At 68.0% G+C, this 21142-nt stretch carries 19 protein-coding genes; 6 read left to right on the top strand and 13 right to left on the bottom strand.

What is annotated here, in order from left to right:
* Positions 1-10 precede the first annotated feature (10 nt).
* The 3 genes from FHY06_RS26990 to FHY06_RS26980 all read right to left on the bottom strand — a co-directional run bounded on the left by FHY06_RS26990 (position 11) and on the right by FHY06_RS26980 (position 3070).
* Positions 11-859, bottom strand: a complete 849-nt coding sequence (locus FHY06_RS26990) for a fumarylacetoacetate hydrolase family protein (protein WP_184606910.1) — start codon at positions 857-859, stop codon at positions 11-13.
* Positions 860-1008: 149 nt separating this feature from the next.
* The gene (mhpA, locus tag FHY06_RS26985) at positions 1009-2520 is read right to left on the bottom strand and encodes a bifunctional 3-(3-hydroxy-phenyl)propionate/3-hydroxycinnamic acid hydroxylase MhpA (RefSeq protein WP_184606909.1); all 1512 of its coding nucleotides are present in this window, start codon (positions 2518-2520) and stop codon (positions 1009-1011) included.
* Positions 2513-3070 carry a VOC family protein gene (locus tag FHY06_RS26980; protein WP_184606908.1) on the bottom strand — a complete coding sequence of 186 codons (558 nt, stop codon included), beginning with the start codon at positions 3068-3070 and terminating at the stop codon, positions 2513-2515. The genes mhpA and FHY06_RS26980 overlap by 8 nt, the downstream gene beginning before the upstream one ends.
* A 145-nt stretch (positions 3071-3215) precedes the next feature.
* Here FHY06_RS26980 and FHY06_RS26975 point away from each other — a divergent pair, with 145 nt between their 5' ends.
* A complete protein-coding gene (locus FHY06_RS26975; protein WP_184606907.1) occupies positions 3216-4205 on the top strand; it encodes a Bug family tripartite tricarboxylate transporter substrate binding protein in 990 nt (329 codons plus the stop codon).
* A gap of 346 nt (positions 4206-4551) precedes the next feature.
* On the opposite strand, the gene FHY06_RS26970 is transcribed toward FHY06_RS26975, so the two are convergent.
* The gene (locus FHY06_RS26970) at positions 4552-4860 is read right to left on the bottom strand and encodes a hypothetical protein (RefSeq protein WP_019658052.1); all 309 of its coding nucleotides are present in this window, start codon (positions 4858-4860) and stop codon (positions 4552-4554) included.
* Positions 4861-5278: 418 nt separating this feature from the next.
* Positions 5279-6235: a LysR family transcriptional regulator gene (locus FHY06_RS26965; RefSeq protein WP_260310704.1), complete on the bottom strand. Its 957-nt coding sequence runs from the start codon at positions 6233-6235 to the stop codon at positions 5279-5281.
* Positions 6236-6376: 141 nt separating this feature from the next.
* Between FHY06_RS26965 and FHY06_RS26960 the strand changes: the two genes are divergently transcribed.
* Positions 6377-7396: an NADP-dependent oxidoreductase gene (locus FHY06_RS26960; protein WP_184606905.1), complete on the top strand. Its 1020-nt coding sequence runs from the start codon at positions 6377-6379 to the stop codon at positions 7394-7396.
* Positions 7397-7401: 5 nt separating this feature from the next.
* Positions 7402-7755 (top strand): hypothetical protein, encoded by a 354-nt coding sequence (locus FHY06_RS26955; RefSeq protein ID WP_019658055.1) that lies wholly within the window; start codon positions 7402-7404, stop codon positions 7753-7755.
* A 121-nt stretch (positions 7756-7876) separates the two neighbouring features.
* Here FHY06_RS26955 and FHY06_RS26950 read toward each other — a convergent pair whose 3' ends face one another.
* The 3 genes from FHY06_RS26950 to FHY06_RS26940 all read right to left on the bottom strand — a co-directional run bounded on the left by FHY06_RS26950 (position 7877) and on the right by FHY06_RS26940 (position 11684).
* Positions 7877-10072, bottom strand: a complete 2196-nt coding sequence (locus FHY06_RS26950) for a TonB-dependent receptor (RefSeq protein WP_184606904.1) — start codon at positions 10070-10072, stop codon at positions 7877-7879.
* Positions 10073-10274: 202 nt separating this feature from the next.
* Positions 10275-10763, bottom strand: coding sequence for an AtaL-like protein (locus FHY06_RS26945; protein ID WP_132756162.1), 489 nt, complete (start codon positions 10761-10763; stop codon positions 10275-10277).
* A 39-nt stretch (positions 10764-10802) separates the two neighbouring features.
* The gene (locus FHY06_RS26940; protein ID WP_184606903.1) at positions 10803-11684 is read right to left on the bottom strand and encodes an SDR family oxidoreductase; all 882 of its coding nucleotides are present in this window, start codon (positions 11682-11684) and stop codon (positions 10803-10805) included.
* Positions 11685-11783: 99 nt separating this feature from the next.
* Between FHY06_RS26940 and FHY06_RS26935 the strand changes: the two genes are divergently transcribed.
* From FHY06_RS26935 to FHY06_RS26925, 3 genes are all read left to right on the top strand, one after another.
* A complete protein-coding gene (locus tag FHY06_RS26935) occupies positions 11784-12680 on the top strand; it encodes a LysR family transcriptional regulator (RefSeq protein WP_184606902.1) in 897 nt (298 codons plus the stop codon).
* Positions 12681-12827: 147 nt separating this feature from the next.
* Positions 12828-13997, top strand: a complete 1170-nt coding sequence (locus FHY06_RS26930) for a PDDEXK nuclease domain-containing protein (protein ID WP_019658060.1) — start codon at positions 12828-12830, stop codon at positions 13995-13997.
* A 124-nt stretch (positions 13998-14121) separates the two neighbouring features.
* Positions 14122-15036, top strand: a complete 915-nt coding sequence (locus FHY06_RS26925; RefSeq protein WP_019658061.1) for a LysR family transcriptional regulator — start codon at positions 14122-14124, stop codon at positions 15034-15036.
* Positions 15037-15163: 127 nt separating this feature from the next.
* On the opposite strand, the gene FHY06_RS26920 is transcribed toward FHY06_RS26925, so the two are convergent.
* The 5 genes from FHY06_RS26920 to FHY06_RS26900 form a co-directional block, all read right to left on the bottom strand.
* Positions 15164-15595: a VOC family protein gene (locus tag FHY06_RS26920; protein WP_019658062.1), complete on the bottom strand. Its 432-nt coding sequence runs from the start codon at positions 15593-15595 to the stop codon at positions 15164-15166.
* 190 nt (positions 15596-15785) lie between these two features.
* Entirely contained in the window at positions 15786-17300 is a 1515-nt protein-coding gene (locus FHY06_RS26915) for a sensor domain-containing diguanylate cyclase (RefSeq protein WP_184606901.1), read from the bottom strand.
* Positions 17301-17576: 276 nt separating this feature from the next.
* A complete protein-coding gene (locus FHY06_RS26910) occupies positions 17577-18854 on the bottom strand; it encodes an NAD(P)/FAD-dependent oxidoreductase (protein ID WP_184606900.1) in 1278 nt (425 codons plus the stop codon).
* Positions 18855-18902: 48 nt separating this feature from the next.
* On the bottom strand, positions 18903-19808 hold the full coding sequence (locus tag FHY06_RS26905) for a GNAT family N-acetyltransferase (RefSeq protein ID WP_184606899.1): 906 nt from the start codon (positions 19806-19808) through the stop codon (positions 18903-18905).
* An 8-nt stretch (positions 19809-19816) separates the two neighbouring features.
* Positions 19817-21142: an NAD(P)/FAD-dependent oxidoreductase gene (locus tag FHY06_RS26900; protein ID WP_126185792.1), complete on the bottom strand. Its 1326-nt coding sequence runs from the start codon at positions 21140-21142 to the stop codon at positions 19817-19819.

Genomic DNA, 21142 nt, shown 5'->3' with positions numbered 1-21142 from the left:
GCGCGGCGCGTCATTCGTCGCGGATGCCGTTGCGCAGCACGCCGATGGCATCCACCTCGATCTCGCACACGTCGCCCGGCTTCATGAACACCTGGGGCGTGCGCTTGTTGCCCACGCCGCCCGGCGTGCCGGTGACGATCACGTCGCCGGGCTCCAGCGGGACGAAGGCCGAGATGTAGGCGATCTGGCGCGGGATGCTGTGCACCATCATGTCGGTGGTGGCGCGCTGCATCTCCTGGCCGTTCAGGCGTGTGACCAGCGTCATCTTCTGGTCGGGCGCGATCTCGCCGGCCGTCACCATCCAGGGGCCGAAGGCGCCCGTCTTCCAGAAGTTCTTGCCGGGCGCCCATTGCGAGGTGTGCAGCTGCCAGTCGCGCACGCTGCCGTCGTTGTAGCAGCTGTAGCCGGCGATGTGCGACCACGATTCCGCTTCGCCGATGTGCCGGCCGCCCTTGCCGATGACGATGGCGATCTCGCCCTCGTAGTCCAGCCGCTCGGAAACGCGGGGTCGCACGATGTCCTCGCCATGGGCCAGCTGCGAATCGGCCACGCGCAGGAAGATCACGGGCTTCTCGGTCACCTCCTTGCCGGTCTCGCGGATGTGCTCGCCGTAGTTCAGGCCGATGCAGAAGATCTTGCCGGGGTTGGGAATGACCGGCAGCAGGCGCACCTCCGACAGCGGCAAGGTGGCTCGCGCGGCATCGACCTGCGCCGCCGCCTTGGCGGTCAGGCCCGCGGCGATGAAGGCCTTGAGGTCCGGCGCCTGCGCGCCGAAGGCTTCGCGCAGGTCGACCACGCGGTCGCCCACGACGGCGCCGTAGCTGTCCTGGCCGTTGTACTGGTAGCTGATGAGTTTCATGGTGGTTCCTTTGGATTGAGAAGGTGGGAGGCCGGGGCGCCCGACACGGGCACCGTGTCGGGCAGACCTTTTTCAGGGTCGACGCCCGCTCGGTGCAGAAGATCGAACGCGAGGAAGACGGACCCGGCGGATCACGGCGGCGTGGATCGTCATGGCGCCACCGGCAGGTGCCGGGAGATGCGGTCGAGCTCGGCCTGCGTGCGCGCCACGCCGACGATGTAGCGGTCGGGCCGCAGGATCACGGCCTGCGCCTCGTGGCTGCGCAGCCACGCGTCGAGTTGGGCGTCGGGCCGGTCGATGACGAGCGCCTCGCTGCGGGCCCAGCGCTCGGCGGTGGCGGGCGCTGCGCGCGCCAGCAGTTCGCGCCGGCCGATGACGGCGCTGCGCCGGCCGAGCAGTTCGTCCAGCAAGCGGCCGTCGTCCAGGCGCGGCTGGGGGAAGGGGCGGCCGGCCAGGTCCTGCTGCTGCGCATCGAACGCGCCCTGGCCCAGCAGCTGCGGCGGAAGCTCGAAGACTTCGGGTTCGCCCTCGGCGAAGCGCGCGTCGCGTTCCGCCGCGGCGGCCGGGTCGGTGGTCTGGATGATGCCGCCCAGGCGCACGGCCAGCTCGATCAGTGCGCGCACGTGCGGCTTGCGCTCGGATTCGTAGGTGTCGAGCAGTGATTCGGGAGCGCGTCCGGCGATCACCGCGTCCAGCTTCCAGGCCAGGTTGGAGGCATCGCGGATGCCCGCGCACATGCCCTGGCCCAGGAAGGGCGGCGTCTGGTGGCAGGCATCGCCCGCCAGGAACAGCCGGCCCTGGCGCCAGCCGTCGGCGATCACCGAATGGAAGGTGTAGATGGCCGCGCGCTCCAGCCGCGCCTGCGCAGGGCTGACCCAGGGGGCCACCAGCTTCCAGAGACTGTCGGGCTGCACCAGCGCCTCGCGGTCGTCGTCGGGCAGCACCATGATCTCCCAGCGGCGGCGATCGCCCACCACGTTGCAGTAGGTCATGGGCCGGCGCGGATCGCAGTGCTGCACCGTGTGCGGCGGCAGGTCGAGCGCCTCGTTCAGCACCACGTCGAACACCAGCCAGGGCTGGCGCAGGCCGAGGTCCACCATCGGGCTGCCGATGTGCTCGCGCACCGGCGAGCGTGCGCCGTCGCAGCCGACCACCCAGCGCGCGCGGGCCTCGAACGCCGGGCCGCCATTGCCGTGGCTGTCGCCCTCCCGGCAGTGAAGCGTCGCGCCGTCGCCGTCCGCTTCGATGGCGCTCAGCGTGGTCCGCAGCCGGACGTCCACCCGCGGGAAGCGCGCCAGGCCTTCGCGCAGCACCGCTTCGAGCTCGGGCTGGTGGAAGTAGTAGTTGTTGGCGCAGCCATGCGGCCCCAGTGCCGCGGTCCCGCCGCGGATCAGCAGGGTCTGCCCCGCGCCGTTGACGAAATGCATGCCCTGCGTGCCCGGCCGCGAGATGGCCAGCACCTGCTCGCGCAGCCCCGCCGCCTGGAAGATGCGCAGCACCTCGCCGTCGTAATGGATGGCCCGCGGCAGCGGAAAGATGCCGGCTTCCTTCTCGATCACCAGCACCGAGCGGCCGGCCGCCCCCAGCAGGTTGGCCAGCGTGGCGCCGGTGGGCCCCAGGCCCACGATGGCCACGTCGTACACGGGCGGCCGCTCAGACATGCTGGTCTTCCTGCATGCGGCGTGCGACCTCGGCCTGCCACTCGGCACGGCTCATGAACTTGGGGAAGCGCTTCGCAATGGCTTCGGCCCGCGCCAGGATGGCCTCGTCGGACTGGGCCAGGTCGATCGGCTCGCGCAGCGGCTGGTCGCAGTACCAGGGCGTGTCCATGAACAGCTCCAGGCGGTTGCCTTCAGGGTCGCGGCAGTAGACGGAGACCGCGTTGCCGTGCGTCACGGGTTGCATGTCCGTGGCGCCTTCGTCCCGCAGCCGGCCATGGAAGGCACGCAGCGTCGCGAGGTCGGGCACCCGGAAGGACAGCTGGTTGACCACGTTGAAGGCCATGTCCGCGGGCCGGCCGGTGGCCAGCACCAGCTGGTGGTGCTCGCTCGGGTCGCGGCTGAGGAAGACCAGCTGCACCGGGCCCAGGTCGCCCGCGTCGGTCTGGGTGAATCGCAGGGCGCGCTTGTAGAAGCCGGCCATGCGGTCCAGGTCGGTCACATACAGGCCGATATGGCTGAACTGCAGCTGGAGGGGGGAGTTGGGTGGCATGGATTGTCGTCCTTCGATAACGGGGCGCAGCTTGTCTGGCTTCGAAGAACAAATAATATCTCAATTATCTTATTTTGATAATTGGCATGTTTTTCGTATGATCCGCCCGCGTGCAGCCTGCCCGCATTCGCAAACGGAGACATTCATGACCCCCATCCAAAAGATCGCCGCGGCGGCCGCGGCCCTGCCGCTGGCGGCAGTGCTGGCGCTATCGGGCACCACCGCCAGTGCCCAGCCCGACTACCCCACCAAGCCCGTGCGCATCATTGCCCCCTTCCCCGCGGGCAGCGGACCCGACGCCAACGCCCGCGAACTGGCGGCGGAGCTGACGAAGATCCTGGGCCAGTCCTTCTACGTGGAGAACCGTCCGGGCGCCTCGAACATCATCGGCACCGAGGTGGCGGCCAAGGCGCCCAACGACGGCTATTCGCTCTACATCGGCACCACGAGCTCGCTGTCGGTGGTGCCGCACCTCTACGGCAAGCTGCCCTTCAATGCCGAGCGCGACTTCGCGCCCATCAGCCTGCTGGGTGTGCTCAACACCGGACTGATCGCCACGCCCTCGGTGGCGGCGAAGGACGCGCGCGAGCTGATCGCGCAGCTCAAGAGCAGGCCCGATTCGATCAACGTGGCCACGCAGGGCATCGGCAGCTATTCGCACCTGTCGGCGGCGTGGTTCAACAGGGAGGCCGGCGTGAAGTCCAACCTGGTGCCCTACAACAGCAACAGCCCGTATGCCGACCTGCTGGCAGGGCAGATCCAGCTGATGTTCGACGGCCTGCCCGCCGCGGCCACCAACGTGCAGGCAGGCAAGCTCAAGCTGCTGGCCATCACCGGCCGCGAGCGGCATCCGAGCTTCCCCGGCGTGCCCACCTTCGCGGAGCAGGGCCTGCCCGAGTACACGCCCATCGCCTGGCAGGGCCTGCTGGCGCCGGCCGGCACCGCACCGGCCATCCTGGAGAAGCTCAGCGGCGCGATGGCCAAGGTGTGCCAGTCGCCCGAACTGGCGAAGAAGTGGCGCGACTACGGCGGCGAGCTGCGCTGCAACACGCCGGCCGAATTCACCGCCTTCATCCAGGCCGACCGCGCCATGTGGGGCAAGGTGATCCGCGCCGCAGGCGTCAGGCTCGACTGAGCGACCGAGGGCCTGGCTCCGGCCGGGCCGGCGGCGACGAAGTGCTGATCGACGCCGCCTTCGCCTGCGTCAACCGACACGACTGCAACCAGCGCCGGCGCGGGCCCACGCCTGCGCACAGCGACGTGCCCACTGGGAGTCAGCCGCATCATGTGTTGGGCCAGTGCGCGCGCCGAGGGCCTGCGCGCGGGCGATGCGGTGTGCACGCTGGAGCCCGGGCCCACGCCCGGCTCGAGTCGGGACAGGCGATGGCCCAGCTGGTGCTGGCGATGAAGGCGCGCTGACGACGCGCCGAGGTCACGACGACGGCGTGCCAGCGGTCCAACCCGCGGCGCGGGCCCGCCGCTCAATACCGGTAGTGGTAACGGTAGCCGTAGTAGACGGGCGCCCCGTAGTAGACCGGGGCCGGCCGGTAGTAGACCGGAGCGGGCCTGTAATAGACGGGCGGAGGCGGCGCGTAGTAGACCGGGGCCGGCGGCACATAGACCGGCGCGGGCGGGTAGTACACCGGGGCCGGCGCGACGGCGACGCCAGGTACTCCGACACCGATGGACCAGCTGACGCCGGCCGTGGCTGCCGACCCCGCCAGCAGCGCCGCGGCGGCGATGACGCCGCCCACCATGTATTTCGAAAACTTCGAACGATCGAGGCTCATCTGAACTTCCTATCTTGAACAGACCCGATCCCCCTCCTTGACCGGTATCCAACGCCGCGGGCGCGCCGCAGGTCTACACGATCTGGTGACGATCGTTTCCAATCGTCACTGCGCCTGCAGCCGGCCGCGATGCAACGGCCGGCCTGGCACTACCAGGGATGTCTGCCTAACGCGTCGGCAACCGAGACCGATCGCGCAAATGCCTGGATCAGCGTCTGGCAATTCGCGCATGCCCACTTGCCTCGAACATGCCGCCAGACGGTGGACACGCCGGCAGGCTGGCCTGGGCTGGATCGAGCTTCTTGCTGGCGTGCCCGGGCACAGGTGTCTCGAAGATGCGCGAACATCGGTGACGCGCGCGCACTCCAACAAGCCCGGAGACGCAAAGTTCAGCGAACACGCGCCGATAACGAGTCGATCACGACTCCGCGCTGTAGGCAGTCGCTGGCGGTACAGGTGACGGAAACATCTCCTCCAGAAACGAGAGGAAAGCCTTGAGGTTCGGGCTCGCATGCCGGTTCCCGGGCCAAACCGCCGTGATCGGTGCGCCGTCGACGGCATATTCGACGAGCAAGGGCAGCAGCAGTCCCCGCTCAACATACGGGGCCGCGATGAACGATGCCAGCATGCCGACCCCGCCACCGGCGGCGAGCACCTCGGCGACCGCATCGCTGGCATCCACCACGATGGCCGCATCGGGTGTGAGTTCGATCGCTCGGTTCCCGATTCGGAAACTCCAGGCCAGCGTCTGCCCCGACGCCTGGTACCGGAAATTCACGCAATCGTGATCCTTGAGTTGGTCGGGATGGCCGGGCGCGCCACGCGCTGCCAGATAGGCCGGTGAGGCGAACGCGCTGATGCGGGTTCGTGCAAGCCCTCGCGACATCAGGTTCGAGTCGGCGAGGTTCCCGATGCGAATCGCCACATCGATTCCTTCCTCGACGAGATTGACGAAACGGTCATTCAAGCGAAGGTCGACGTGGAGCCCGGGATACCGGCGACGAAACGCAGGCAGCGCCGGTGCGAGCAGGCGTATGCCGATGGGCAGCGGCGCCGCGACTTTCAGCGTCCCGGCGGGCTCGGACCGCACCGCCGCAGCCGATTGAACGACATCCTCGGCAGCGCGCAGCAGCAGCAAGGCCCGGCCATGCAGCTCTCGCCCCTCAGGCGTCAACACGAGGGAGCGCGTGGTCCGAGTGAAAAGGCGCACGCCCAGCCGATGCTCGAGGCGCTGGATCGTCTTGCTGACGGCCGAGGGCGAGACGGACAGCGATTGCGCGGCCGCAGTGAAACTGCCATAGGACGCCGCACGCGCAAACGCGACGACGCCGGTCAGGCTCTCCAGACTGATTTGTTCCTTCATGGCATCAAACAAGTGACTTGTTGATGGATTATCAAATGCCCAATGAAGATCGACACTCCTATCGAGCAAGCCGCGGCACCCGGGCCGCGTAGAGGGCGAGGCGCCGCACATCCATGGCGCTTGCAGCCGGTCAGATCTTTCAAAGGAACCCGTATGACGACGAAGATGATGAAGGCGGTCAGGCAGCACGAATTCGGTGGTCCCGAGGTGCTGCGTTACGAGGACGCACCGATGCCCGAGCTGAAGCCGGGGGAGGTGCTGGTGCGCGTACATGCGGTGGGCCTGAACCCTCCCGATTGGTACCTGCGCAATGGCTACAAGATGCTGCCGCCGGAGTGGCAGCCGAAGGTGGCTTTTCCCTTGATCCTCGGGACGGATGTGTCGGGCGTCATCGACGCCGTGGCCGACGATGTCGAGGACTTCGCCGCAGGCGACGCCGTGTACGCGATGGTCCGCTTTCCTGGTGGCCTTGCCGGAGGCAGCAAGGCCTATGCCGAGTGGGTCAGCGTGCCGGCGTCGGAAGTGGCGCGCAAGCCGCGCGGCATCGACCACGCGCATGCCGCTGGCGCGCCGATGTCGCTGCTCACTGCGTGGCAGTTCATGATCGAACTCGGGCACGATGAACCAAACCCGCTGCAGCCCAACAGACACGTGCCGGTCCCGCTGGAGGGCAAGACCGTCCTCGTCAATGGCGCTGCCGGCGGCGTAGGGCAGTTCGCGGTGCAGCTTGCCAAATGGAAGGGCGCGCGCGTGATCGCCGTGGCGTCCGGCAAGCACGGGACCTTCGTGCGCGATCTCGGCGCCGACGAGTTCATCGACTACACCCAGACAGCGGCCAGCGAGGCGGTGCGGGACGTGGATCTCGTCGTCGATACCGTGGGCGGCCCGACCACGGGACGCTTCCTGCGCACGCTCAAGCGCGGCGGCGCCCTGTTCCCGATCTTCCCTCTGGGCTTCTCCGGCGCCCAGGAGGCCGAGAAGTTGGGCGTCACGGTCTCGACGACGCAGGTCCGATCCAGTGGAGCGCAGCTTGCGCGCCTCGCGGACTTGCTCGACGCGGGAACGTTGCGTGTGGCCATCGACAGCACATTCCCACTCGCGGATGCACGAAGGGCGCATGAACGGGCGTCCGGTGGGAACATCCAGGGGAAAATCGTCCTCACGGTTCGTTGAAGCCCATGTCCACGATCGAGGCTGCGGTCGACGACCTTCTGAACAATCGGCAACTGACGGCGGCCGAAGCGCTCGACCGTCACTTCGGGCCCACCTTTCGCCAACGCACCAACGGAAGCTGGGACGACCGCGCCGCCGTTCTCGCGAGGGCCATCCAACTCCGGGACGTGGTCGAGCACGCCACGATCACCGTGCTCGACGAACTTGCCGTCGGCGACCGTTACGCCGAGCGGCACCTGATCGATTTGCGCCACCGCGACGGAACTCGGACAGTGCAGGAGGTCTACCTGTTCGCGGAACGCGACGCTGACGGGCGTTTCACTCGCATCGAAGAGGCGGCTGTGGTGTGGAGGGATTAGCCTCACGGCAACGATCAAGGCGCGGCCACTGGCATGAGACTCCATGGGGTACGCGTCTCCCTGATGGGATGACGCACGGCTTCAGATCATGCAAGGCTCGGACCGGTTTTGCAGACCACCGCTAGAACTTCGCGCGCAACGTCAGCTGCACTTCACGGCCCGGGCCCGGCAGGATCAGGTTGTCGACGCTGCCATGGGCGGAGATGTAGTACTTGCGGTTCGCGATGTTCTTCAGGTTCAGCGAGATCTCGTAGCGATCCGTCTTGTAGCTGGCTGCCAGGTCGGCGGTCAGGTAGGAGGGCAGGGTCACGAGGTTGCTCAGCGAGGCGTAGCGCGCGCTGACGTAGTTCAGGCCGCCGCCCGCGCTGAATCCGTTGCCCAGGTCCTTCATGGCCCAGACGAAGGCCGAGTGGCGCGGCGTCAGAGAGGGGGTCTTGCCCTGCACCGGGATTGCCGCGCCCACGGGCAGCTGCAGCGAATTCACCGTGGCCAGCGACTTCGTCATCTTCGCATCGAGGTAGGCATAGCCGGCGCTGACGTCCCAGCGCCCGGGCAGCCGGCCGTTGAGCGCGAGCTCCAGGCCGTTGGTGCGCTGCGTGCCGACGTTGATCTGGCGCCGCGGGTCGTTCGGATCGGTGTTCTTGATGCCCGAGCGCTCCAGGTTGAACAGCGCGGTCGTGAAGTTCAGCGCTCCGTCGAGCAGGTCGAACTTGGCGCCGATCTCCTTGTTGACCGTGATCTCGGGCGCGTTGTCGATGTTGCTGGCCGACAGCGCGAAGTTCTCGCCCGACGGCTGGAACGAACGGCTGTACGACACGTAGTAGGACTGCACGGCGTCGGGCTGCCACACGAGGCCCGCGCGCGGGCTGAACTTGCGGTCGGTGCGCTCCAGCGGCGCCAGCTTGCGCTCGAAGGAGGTGTCCTGCCTGAACACGTCGTAGCGCCCACCGACCAGCGCCTTCCATTGCGGCGCCAGCGTGATCTGGTCCTGGAAGTACAGGGCGGCGGTCTTGAACTCGCTGTTGCTCGGGATCGCGCTGTCGGCCAGATAGTTCGCGACCGGGATCGGCAGCGGGTCGGCCACGGGGTTGAACAGGTTCACGCGCTGCGCGCCGGTGGCGGAGGACACCGAGTACAGGCGCTTGCGCTGCACGCCGAGCTCGGCGCCGATCAGCCATTCCTGCTTGAAGCCCCCGAGCTCGTTGCGCCAGGTCAGGTCGGTCTGGTTGAACCAGCCGCTCTCGTCGCGATCGACGAAACCGCGCGTGCGCCCCACCGTCAGGCGCACCGGGTCGGTGGTGCCGCTGGGCAGCGTGTTGTTGCGGTCGAGGTGATAGCTCGAGTAGCGCGTGGTGTTGCGCAGGCTCAGCGTGTCGTCGAACCGGTGGTTCAGCGTCGCGGTGAAGGTCTGCACCTTGCTGGTCACCGTGTCGTCGCGGCGGCCGTGCGCGGAGCCGTAGTAGGCACCGACGGGCACGTCGACCGGCCGGCCGTTGAGCGCGGGGATGCCGAAGTCGGTGAGGCGCTGGTCGCGCAGGTTCGTGTACTGCAGCAGCAGGTCGGTCTGCGGATTGAACTTGATCGCGAGCGAGGGCGCGATGTTGTAGCGGTCGGTGAACTGCTGGTCGCGATAGCTGTCGGACTTCTCGCGCGCCACGTTGAGGCGGAACGCCATGTTCTCGCCGATGGGCGTGTTCAGGTCGGCCGTGGCGCGCTTGTAGTCGTGGCTGCCGAGACCGAGCGAGACCTCGCCGAAGCGGTCGCCGAACACCGGCTTCTTGGTCACGCGGTTGATCAGGCCGCCCGAGGAGCCGCGGCCGTAGAGCACGGCGGCCGGCCCCTTGAGCACTTCGATGCGCTCCGTGTCCGACAGGTCGCGGAAGTACAGCGCATCATCGCGCACGCCGTCGACGAACCAGTCGGAGATGGCGCTGAAGCCGCGGATCACGACCTGGTCGCGCTGGCCGTCGCCGTGGTTGAAGCTCACGCCCGGCGCGTTGCGCAGCGCGTCCTGCATCGAGGTGGCGCCCTGGTCGCGCAGCAGCTGTCCGCTCAGCACGTTGACGGCCTGGGGGACGTCGCGCAGCGGGGCGCTGCCCTTGGTGGCGGTGCTGGTGGCTGCCGGGGCATAGCCCTTGTCGTCCTCGGCGGTGACGGTCACCTCCTTCAGCGTCGAGGAAGGGCTTTCCTGTGCAGCGCTCTGTGCCAGGACGGCGCCCGACAGCGAGGCGAGCGCGGCACCGGCCAGAAGGGAAACGCGCCGCAGCGGGCGCGGGGAGGGAAAAGCGATGGCTGGGAGGCAGGAGGAGGGCGTCATGTTGTCCAGTTCTTTTTGCAAGGCGGCGCAGGCGCACGCGCGGCCGCACGACAGGCCCTTCCTCCGCGGGGAAGAAGGGCGCGTGTCATGCCTTGCCTTGAAAGAATCTGGGTGAGGCGAGGGGCCGCGAGGGCTTGGAAGAAGCCTCCTGCGGCACCTGGTGGTGACGGCCGCTGCACGCGGCGGCCCGGATTGTAAAGACTCACAGGCCGGCTGCTGCGAGCCTGCCCTGCGCGAGCAGTTCGCGGGTGCGCTTCAGCGTCGACAGCAGGGCGCTCCTGTAGCCGCCTTCGCCGTCCAGCCACGCCTGCTCGGCCTGCTCCTCGGGGCCGCCCGGCGTCTTGCCGCGCAGGCCGAGGTAGCCGTAGAAGCGAAGCTGCAGGGCACCCGAGGCGTCCTCGAACAGCTCGTTGACGATGGCGCCCTCGCGCGGACCGGCGGCCTGGAAGAAGGTCACCTTGCTTTGCGGCTCGAACGCGATGATCTCGCGCAGGTCCGCGCCGCCGATGGTGGCTTCGCGAACGATGTGGGTCGCGCTTTCCTGCACCACTTCGCATCGGGTGCACAGGCCCGGAGGAAGAAAGAGCCGGGCGTCGCGCGCCTTGAGGACGAGGCCGGCCCAGGCCTGCTCGCGGCTGAGCGCCAGTTCGCCTTCGGGGTTCACCGCAACGGTGGCGGTCGAATAGATCATGATGGTCTTTCTGCGGTTGGTTCGATCGATGGATGCCGCTCAGGCTGCGGCGGCGATGCTTGCGGCAGTACCTGCAGCGAAAGCGCGGTAGGAGCGCAGCGGGCGGCCCAGCAAGGCGGTGAGGCGGTGGACATCGCCGGGCTCGGGCACCATCCCGTCGCTCAGGAAGCGTTCGCTCATCAGCCGCATGTCGTAGGCCATCCACGGCGGCATGAAGTTCAGCAGGTTCTTCTCGAAGCCCGCGGTGTCGTCGCCGCCGTACGCGACGGGCCGGCCCAGCACCTCGGACCAGATGGCCGCGACCGCGTCGCCGGTGAGCGTGTCAGGCCCCACGAGGTTGATCCGCTCCAGGGGCTGCGGCTCGCCCGCACGGTCGCGGCGCAGCAGCTCGATCGCGGCGATCTCGCCGATGTCGGCCGTATCGATCATCGCGAGCCCCTTGGCGCCGATGGGCATCGGATAGACGCCATGGCCGCTCACCACGTCCTTGACCGTGAGATCGTTGTCCATGAAGTAGGCCGGGCGCAGGATCGTCGCTTCTAAGCCCATGGCTTCGAGCATCCGTTCGACGCCGAACTTGCCCGCAAAGTGCGGCACGTTCACGTACCTGTCGCTGTGGATGACCGACAGGTACACGACACGCCGGACGCCGGCATCGCGCGCCGCATTGAGCACCACGAGGGCCTGGGTGAATTCGTCCGGGACGACGGCGTTGAGCAGGAACAGCGTGGACACGCCGGCGAAGGCGCCGCGCAGCGCCTCCACATCGAGCAGGTCGCCCTGCACGATCTCGACGGAAGCCGGCAGGTTCGCCTTGGCGGGATCGCGCACGATGGCGCGCACGCCGGCGCCGCGCTCGACGAGGTTTTGAACGACTTGGCGGCCGACTTTTCCGGTTGCGCCGGTCACGAGGATGGTCATGGAAATACTCCTGTGGATTGAAGAAGGCTCCATCGTGCTCGTTCCATTCAATGGCCGATAGCCGCTATATTTGGACTTGCTGTCTCTCTGGTGGAACACATGGACCTCCTTGCCCTGGCCGACTTCAATCTCGTAGCCCGACACGGCGGCTTCGGCCGCGCCTCGCGCGAATCCGGGCGCCCCAAGGCCACGCTCTCGCGGCGCGTGGCCGACCTGGAAAGCGGCCTGGCCCTGCGCCTGTTCGAGCGCGGGCCGCGCGCGCTCAAGCTCACCGAAGAGGGCCGCGCGCTCTTCGAGCGCACGGCGGTCCTGCTGACCGAGTTGGACGAGGCCGCCGCAGCGATCGCCTCGGGCGGCGCCGCACCGCGCGGCAGGTTGCGGGTGAGCGCGCCGCTGCTTTTCTCGCAGGCCGCGATGGGCACGCTGGCGGCGCGCTTCGCTCTGAAGCACCGCGAGGTGCGCCTCGAGGTCACCACGGAAGACCGCGAAGTGGACATGGTGGAGGAGGGCTACGACCTGGTGATCCGCGTGAATCCGGCGCCGGACGAGCGGCTGGTCGGGCGCATCTTCCTGCGGGACCGCCTGATGGCCGTGGCGAGTCCGGCCCTGAGGAAGCCCGCGGCGGGCAAGACCGCGCCGGCCGTCGTGCGGACGGGCGACGTACCGGCACTCGCCGCTGCATGGGAGCTGTCGGCGCGCGGCCGCACGCGCACACTGGGGGTCGAGCCGGTGCTGCAGCTGTCGTCGCTGTTCATGATCCGCGATGCCGCGCGCGCGGGCATCGGCGTTGCGTGCCTTCCGGCGTCGCTGGTCACACGCGATCTGGCGGCGGGGCGGCTCGTGCACTGGGGCGACGTCGAAGGCCCCGAGATCGCTCTGTGGGCCCTCTATCCCTCGCGCAGGCTGCTCAGCAGCCGTGTCTCGGCTTTCCTTGAATTCCTGCGGGAAGCCTTTCCTCAGGGAACGCCCGACGAGCTCGCGGCCTTCGTGGACTGACGGGCGCGGGTGGGGCCAGTTGCTAAGATGCCCGACCATGCCAAGGCGATCGAGACCTCCCATGAATCGCCCCTGCGGATCCACCGTCCTGCGGGCCCCGCGCCGCGCCGTTGAAGGCCATCCGTTCCTGTTCGGCGGAATGACGGCATGACGGCGATCACCCCCGTGCCCGGCGGCTACGCGGGCGTCCATGCCGACATCGTCTCGCTGCTGGAGGCTGCGCGCCAGGCTGCTGCACGCAGCGTCAACGCGCTGATGACCGCCACCTATTGGGAAATCGGCCGCCGGATCGTCGAGTTCGAGCAGGGCGGGCAGGAACGCGCCGCCTATGGCGAAGCGCTGATCGAGCGCCTGTCTGCGGACCTCTCCACGCGTTTCGGCCGTGGGTTCAGCCGGCAGAACCTGTGGCAGATGCGGCTTTTCTATGCCGCCTGGTCCACGGCATGGGTTCCGTCGCCGTCCTCCGCCCCGGCGCGCACCCGACGGATTCCCCAGACACCGTCTGGAGAATCGGTTTCCGCCCGGAAACTCCAGACGGTGTCGGGGACATCGCCCGACCTGCAGGCGATCGCCCAGGCCTTTCCGCTTCCCTGGTCGGCTTACGTGCGCCTGCTGTCGGTCAAGAGCCCGCAGGCGCGCGCCTTCTACGAGACCGAAGCCCTGCGAGGCGGCTGGTCGGTGCGGCAGCTGGATCGCCAGATCGGCAGCCAGTTCTACGAACGCACCGCGCTGTCCGCCAACAAGGCCGCCATGCTGACCAAGGGCGCGGTGGCCGAGCCCGCCGATGCGCTCACGCCCGAGCAGGCCATCAAGGACCCGTTCGTGCTGGAGTTCCTCAACCTGAAGGACGAATACTCGGAGTCCGACCTCGAAGATGCCCTGGTCCAGCACCTGGCCGACTTCCTGCTGGAGCTGGGCGACGACTTCGCCTTCGTCGGCCGGCAGCGGCGGCTTCGCATCGACGACAGCTGGTTCCGGGTCGACCTGCTGTTCTTCCATCGGCGGCTCAAATGCCTGCTGGTCATCGACCTGAAGGTCGGGAAGTTCAGCTACGCGGACGCCGGGCAGATGCACCTGTACCTGAACTACGCCCGGGAGCACTGGATGAAGCCCGGGGAGAACCCGCCGGTCGGGCTGATCATGTGCGCGGAGAAAGGTGCCGCCGAAGCCCGCTACGCGCTGGAGGGCCTGCCCAACAAGGTTCTGGCGGCCGAATACCAGACCATGCTGCCCGACGAGGCGCTGCTCGCCCAGGAGCTGGACAGGACACGGCGCGAACTGGAGGCACGGCAGCACAGGCGCACCGCGCCCGACTGATCAGGCTGCGGCCTGTGCCGTCCGTCGGGGCGGTCAGCGCGGCCAGCGCCGCGGGCGGAGACGGTCGTGCGAGCAGCCGACGGACAATCGAAGCCATCCTCGATCCTCGACGTGGAAGAGACCATTGATCAGCGAACTCAAGACCTTCATCGCCGTCTGCAAGCACGGCACGTTCGCGGCAGCGGGCGAACGAATCGGCCTCACGCAGTCGGCCGTCAGCAGCCAGATCAGGCGGCTCGAGGAGTCCCTGGGCTTTGCGCTGTTCGACAGGACCGGTCGCTCCGCCACGCTCAACGAGCGGGGCCAGGGCACGCTGGAGCGCGCCAAGGAGATCTGCGCGCTGTACGAGAAACTCGGCGACGCGCCGGACGACGCCTCGTTGAACGGCCTGCTGCGCATCGGCGCCATCGCCTCGGCGCAGCCGACACTCCTGGCGCGTGCGCTCGAGCGGCTGCGCCAGATCCATCCCAGGGTCCGCGTGCATGTGGCGCCCGGCGTGTCGATGCACCTGATGGACGACCTCGACACGGGCAAGATCGATGCGGCACTGATCATCCGGCCCCCGTTCGGCATGCTGCCCGACCTGACATGGCAGCCGCTCGTTCAGGAGCCCTTCGTGCTCGTCGTGCCGAACGCGGTCCGCGGCAAGGACTGGCGCACGCTCATCCAGACGCAACCCTTCCTGCGCTACGACCGCGCGTCATTCGGCGGCCGGATGGTGGAAGGCTTTCTTCGTCGCGAAGGCCTGTCGGTCAACGACGCGGTCGAGATCGACGAGATCGCGGGGCTGATCCACCTGGCATCGAAAGGGCTCGGCGTGGCCCTCGTCCCGCTGGTGGAGGCGCACGTGCCGCTGCCGCCGGGCGTGCGCGCCGTATCGCTCGGGGAATTCACCTTCTACCGCGAGATCGGCCTGCTGCGCCGCAAGCCCCGGTTGACCCCGCCCATCGTGGCGCAGTTCGCGGAGTGCCTGCTCGAGGCATCGCAGACGAGGCCGACAACGCAGGCACGCAGGAAGAAGACACCGGCTCCGCGCTGAGCGTGGAACCGGCCCGTGCCTCGCAGCCGACGGGCCGCAGGCACACGACGCAGGCGATCCTTCGCTCAGTCGCCGAGCCCCCGGTCCTTGGCGTACCTCGTCGGCTTCGAGCGAAACGCCACCAGGCTCACTTGGCGAACAGCGACCCGAGATCCGCGAAAGACTTCATCTCGATCGCGTTGCCCGACGGATCGAGGAAGAACATCGTCGCCTGCTCGCCCACTTCTCCCTTGAAGCGGATGTAGGGCTCGATGACGAACTTGGTGCCGCGCGCGATCAGTTTGTCGGCCATCGCCTGCCACTGCTCCATCGGAACGATCGCGCCGAAGTGGCGCACCGGCACGTCGTGGCCGTCCACTGCGCTGCTGCTGCGGTGGCCGCACTCGTCGGGCGCGAGATGCGCCACGATCTGGTGGCCATAGAAATCGAAGTCGACCCACTCGGGGGCGCTGCGGCCCTCTGGGCAGCCGAGCAGTTCGCCGTAGAACGCGCGCGCTTCCGCGATGTCGCGGACCGGAAAGGCCAGGTGGAAGGGGATTCGAGTGGTGCTGGAAGTCATCGTGAATGCCGGTGGGTTGGAAGCAGGTCACTGTAGGAAACTGCATCAACGATGAAAAGCAATATGTTTTGCTTCTGAGTATGATGAATTTCGATGAATCGAGCATCGACGCAATCCATCCGCCGTGTTCCCGGTCCTTGATCGAGTGGTCACCGACCCGCTGAACGCTCGATCTTTCAACACCCGGGGTCTACGAAACCTTCGCAGATGCAGGCTCGACAGCCGTCCAGACAATGCAGTTTCTCCCGCTGCCCTTGGCACGGTAGAGCGCGTCGTCCGCCGCCTTCGTCAGGGCTTCGAGCGAGGTGTGATTCGACCGGCGGACCGTGGTGCAACCGATGCTCACGGTCACGGGTGGCAGGTCTTGGTTGCCGTCGCGCAGGCGGGAACGCTCGGCCTCGACGCGTATGGCCTCGGCGACCTGCATGGCACCCGATTCGTCCGTGTCGGGCAGAACCACCACGAACTCCTCTCCGCCATACCTCGCCGCGAGATCGCCCCGCCGGCGGACGTGCCTTGCGATGCAGGCCGCGAGGTGTTGAAGCGCGACGTCGCCCTGGGCATGCCCGTGCTCGTCGTTGTATCGCTTGAAATTGTCCGCATCCACGAAGAGAACCGACAGGCAGCTGCCGCTTCGCTGCAGCCGGTCCCACTCGTTCTCCAGCGCCGCATCGAGTGCGCGCCGGTTCTTCAGGCCCGTGAGCGGATCGGTCTGGGTCAGCTCCCTCAGGTGCTCCTCCGCCATCACACGGCCTCGCAGGGCGAAGGCGAGGAGCCACACGCCCGCGCAGAAGGCGCTGCCCACCAGCAGCGACGAGAGGCCCACGATCCACGAGAGCTTCTTCCACGATTCCAGCGCGTCGTCCATCGCGGGTGCGACCACCGCGATGAACGGCGTCCCGGGTACGCGCTGGAAGGTGTACAGGCGAAGCGTCCCGTCGATGACCGACGGGGCCGCGTAGAAGCCCGACTCCCGATCGAGCATGCGCGGAAAGGTCGGCGACTCCTTGACGCTGTATTTGCCCATGGCGGGCGTCCGCGCGACCAGCGTTCCGTCCGTTCGCACGATCGACGCCACGCCATGCGGGCCGATGTCGAGTTTGTCGAGCAACTGCGTGAAGTACTCGAGGTCGATGGCCACGAGCGCCGTCCCGGCGAAGGCGCCGTCCGGTCGATTGATCCTCCGGCTCAGCGCGACGGCCTCGACACCCCCGCGCGAGCGGGCGCGATAGGCCTTCGACACATAGAGGCCGACCTCGGGAGAATCGCGATGCACGGTGAAATAGTCCCGGTCGCCGAAATCCCACCGGTGCGTGCTGGAACAGCAGCCATCGATGAGCCGGCCCTTGTCGTCGGTGACGCCCATGCCGGTGACGTAGCGGGCGGACAGTGTCGAGCCGAACAGCAGTTCGTGCCGGACCTCCGGCTTCAGGTCGCGGATGGCGGGCTTGTCCAGCGCGGCGATCAGCATGAGCAGCGATTGATCCGCCGACTCGATGGTGCGCGAGATGTTGCCGGCGAGGACGGCGGCCACGTTCCTCGACATGCCGTGCGCATGCTCGATGGCCGTCTGGCGGTCCTTCCACAGCGTGAAGGCGCTGATGGACAGCACGACCAGGGTCAGCAATGTCCCCAGCGCACCGACGACGAGCGGGTGACGGCCCGCCGATGTGGCAAGTCTCGAAGAGCTGGCGCGAGGGGGCATGAGGATCTCTTGGCGATGGACGGCGCCGGCGCTTCCCGAGTCATCGTCTCCCGGGTATCGATGCCTGAACCGACTCGCATCTCTTCGCGGGGCGACGGGAGAACCGGCTTGCCGCGACATTGCCTTCTCGGAGCCCGCATCGCGCTGTCGGTCGTTTATACGTGCGACTCGGTTGGTTGAACTAATCAACTACATGCGCCGAAACGACAAGGACGTACCGGGCCTATTCAGTCGCCATGGCACGAAGCCGGCATCTGGCCAGTTCATCGACGGCTTTCAGCGCACCAGGTCCTGGAATCGGTAGTACGCACCGACGATGGGAAGAAACCAGGGCTTGCCGAAATGGCCGGGGATCGCCGGCCAGTCGAAGTCGCGCCATGGATTCAGGTCCGCACGGCCGTTCATCACCTCCGCCATGATCGCGCCCATGTAGGTCGACATATGGGTGCCATGGCCGCTGTAGCCCATGGAATAGAAGAGCCCGTTGCGCTCCCCGGCGCGGGGCAGGCGGTCGCGCGTCATGTCCACCATGCCGCCCCAGCAGTAGTCGATGCGGGCGTCCCTCAGTTCGGGGAAGAGCTCCACGAGCGAGCGGTGCAGGATGGCGCCGCTCTTCCTGTCCGAGGCGGGGTTGCTCGCCGCGAAACGCGCGCGGCCGCCGAACAGGAGGCGGTTGTCGGGCGTGACGCGGAAGTAGTTGACGAAGTTCTTGGTGTCCGTCGTCATGCGGCGCCGCGGCGTGAGGCGGTCGAGCACCTCGACCGGCAGCGGCTCGGTCACGATGATGAAAGCCCCGACGGGAACGATCCGGCGACGGATCCAGCCCAGAGGCCCCACGGCCGAGGTGCCGGTCGCCAGCAGCACCTGCCGGGCGAGGATGCTGCCGCGAGGCGTTTCGACCCGATGCGCCGAACCGCCCTGGCGTTCGAGGCCGATGACGGGCGTGTTCTCATGGATGTGCACGCCGCGCCTTGCCGCCGCCACGGCCAGGCCGTGGCCATAGCGGCCCACGTGCATGCCGGCGCTCTTGCGGAAAACGAGGCCGCCGAAATAGCGATCGGAGCCGATCTCGCTGCGCAGTTCTCCCCGCGTGACCATGTGGGTGTCGGGATCGCACTCCTTCTGCATCAGCGCCTGCGAGCGCGCAAGCTTGTCGTAGTGCTCCGGCTTGGCAGCGAGCTTGAGCTTGCCGACACGCCTGAAGTCGCAGTCGATGCCTTCTTCGGCGATCAGCGATTCCACCTTGCAGACACCCGCGTCGAACGCGCGATAGAGCATGTTGGCGCGCTCGCGCCCCAGCCGTCCCGCCAGCGCGCAGTAGTCCTGCGCGAAGCCGTTGTTGCACATTCCGCCGTTGCGGCCGGAGGCGGCGCTGCCCACGGTTGCAGCCTCGAACACCGCAACGCTCGCCCCCTTCTTCGCCAACGCGATCGCCGCGGACAGCCCGGTGAAGCCTGCGCCCACGATGGCGACATCGACACTGCCGCTGGGCGCCTCCGTCTGCCCGCCGGTGAATCGGGGGGCTGTATCGAGCCAATAGGGCATCAGTTTCATGGGCGAACTTCCGGCGCCTTCGCAGACGCATGCGGGTGGATCTGAGGGTCAACCGAACGACTGGTTGGACAGAGCGAACAGGCGCGCCTGCGCATCGGTATCGAGCGAGCGCGACGAGGCTTCGCGCACCATGCCCACGGCATGGTCGACGCATGGCAGGCCCGATCTCTCGAGCCACGTGGACAGGCCGCCGGCTTCCGTCACGTCGATGCGAACGAAGCGGCCGCGGGCGCTGCGCGCGAGCGCGACGACGAGGTCCGTTGCATCCGCTGCGGCATCGGCGCCGGACGCGACCACCGGTCCGATCACCAGGCCGCGACCGAACTCCCGCAGGCAGGCGTAGGCCGATGCGCCAGTGCCACGATCAAGGACCACCGTCGTTCCCACGCGCAAGAGCGCATCCAGCAAGGCGCTCCTGTCCATTCCCGTGGCGGCGAGATCCAGCTGCCGCACCTTGGCGGCATCCGCCGCATGCATCGAGCGCACGCCTGCCGGCGCGGGTGCATGGGCCAGGGCGACTTCTCCGGTCAAGACGGCCTGATGCTGGAACACCCGGCCTCGGGCAGCGAACCCGAACCGGGCGTAGAGCGGCAACCCTTCCCTGGTGGAGTTCAGCAGCACCGTGCGGTCGCACGCCGCGTCGAGCAGATGCTCCATCAGGGCGCGGCCCAGCCCTTGGCCCTGCATCTTCGCGTCGACGATGATCATTCCCGCCGACGCATGCGCCGGACCGAAGGGCCACCACATCGCCGTGGCGACCAGCCGCCCGTCGGCTTCCGCCGCAAAGCCATGGCCCAGTTCGAAGGCGAAGCGCCAGTCGGCCTCCCGATAGGGCCAGCGCAGGGCAGCGGATTGCCCGAGCGCCTGCGGCAGGTGGGCTTCGCGCAGCGCGGTCAACTGCGCGCCGATCCTGGGCATGGGCGTGCGAAGGTCGCTGGAAGTGCCGAAGACCATGGCGCCGCCTAGAAGTCGGCCACCTTCCCACGGGCCGAAGCCAGGAATCTGTCGGGGTGGTAGGGACGGGGATCGACGAGCGGGGATGCGCCGCTGACGATGTCGGCGATCAGGTGCCCGGCGCCAGGGCCGATGCCGAAACCGTGGCCGCTGAAGCCGGCGGCCAGCACGAGCCCGCGCAGGCTCGGCATTTCGCCGATGCCGGGCACGCCGTCGGGCGTGCTGTCCACATAGCCGGCCCAGGCCGCGGTCACCGAGCTGTCCGCCAACGCCGGCACCAGTTCGACCGCGCGCCTGTACGTCAGGTCGACGACCGAGGCATCGGCCTTCGGATCGAGAATGCGCATGCGCTCCATGGGCGTCGTCTCGTCGAGCCGCCATCGGGCGAAGCCTTCATGGCCGCAGCGGATGCCCTCGAGCCCGCCAGGTGCGAGATTGCGCCAGCGCCGCTGGAACATCGGCAGGAACTGCGGCGCAAAACGCAGCAGCTGCGGCGTCGGGTCCACACGCCCGCGTCCGCTGATGGCCAGCGTGTAGCCGCCGTCGGCGCGGCGCGTCATGGACACGCCAGTGGTGTGGAGCGCTGCGGGAATGTCCTTGCCCGAGGTGGTCACCGACAGCGCCGTCTGGCGGATCGCAGCCTGGGGAAATCGGATGCCATATTGGCGACAGAACGAGGATGCCCACGCGCCGCCGGCGAGCACCGCGACCCGGGTGCGGATCGTCCCGCTCTCGGTGACCACCGCGCAGACCTGGCCGCCTTCTGTTTCGAGGCCGCGCGCCGCGCAGCCCTGGTGCACGGTGCCGCCGAGCTTCATGAAAGCCCGCGCCACGGCCGGTGCGGCACGCGAGGGGTCGGCGGTGCCATCCGTCGGGGCGAAGACGCCGCCTTTCCATGCCTTGCCGGTGGCGTGACCGCGCTGCGCGGCTTCACCCGCGGTCAGCATGCGCGTCTGCACATTCACGGAGCGTGCGAACTCGCCCCAGCGCGCCCAACCGTCGAGTTCCTTCTCGCTGTTGCTGAGATAGAGCAGCCCGCATCTGCTGAACCCGGTGACTTCGCCGGTGTCCTGCGTGAATCGCTCCCACAGGTCCAGGCTCTTCGTGGCCATCGGCAGTTCGCGCGCATCGCGGTTCTGCTGCCGGCACCAGCCCCAGTTGCGGCTCGATTGCTCGGCACCGACGCGCCCCTTCTCGACGAGCGCGACCTTCAGGCCGCGCCGGGCCATGTAGTACGCGGCGAAAACCCCGATGATGCCGCCGCCGATCACGACGGCGTCGGCATGCGTCGGCAGTTCAGGACTGGATTCGACGGCGGATAGAGGCGCAGGCAT

The sequence above is a fragment of the Variovorax atrisoli genome, assembly GCF_014195185.1.
In the GTDB taxonomy this organism is placed as follows: Bacteria; Pseudomonadota; Gammaproteobacteria; order Burkholderiales; family Burkholderiaceae_C; genus Variovorax; species Variovorax atrisoli.
Note: the sequence above shows the minus strand (reverse complement) of the source record. Positions and strands in the feature narration are given on the sequence as shown.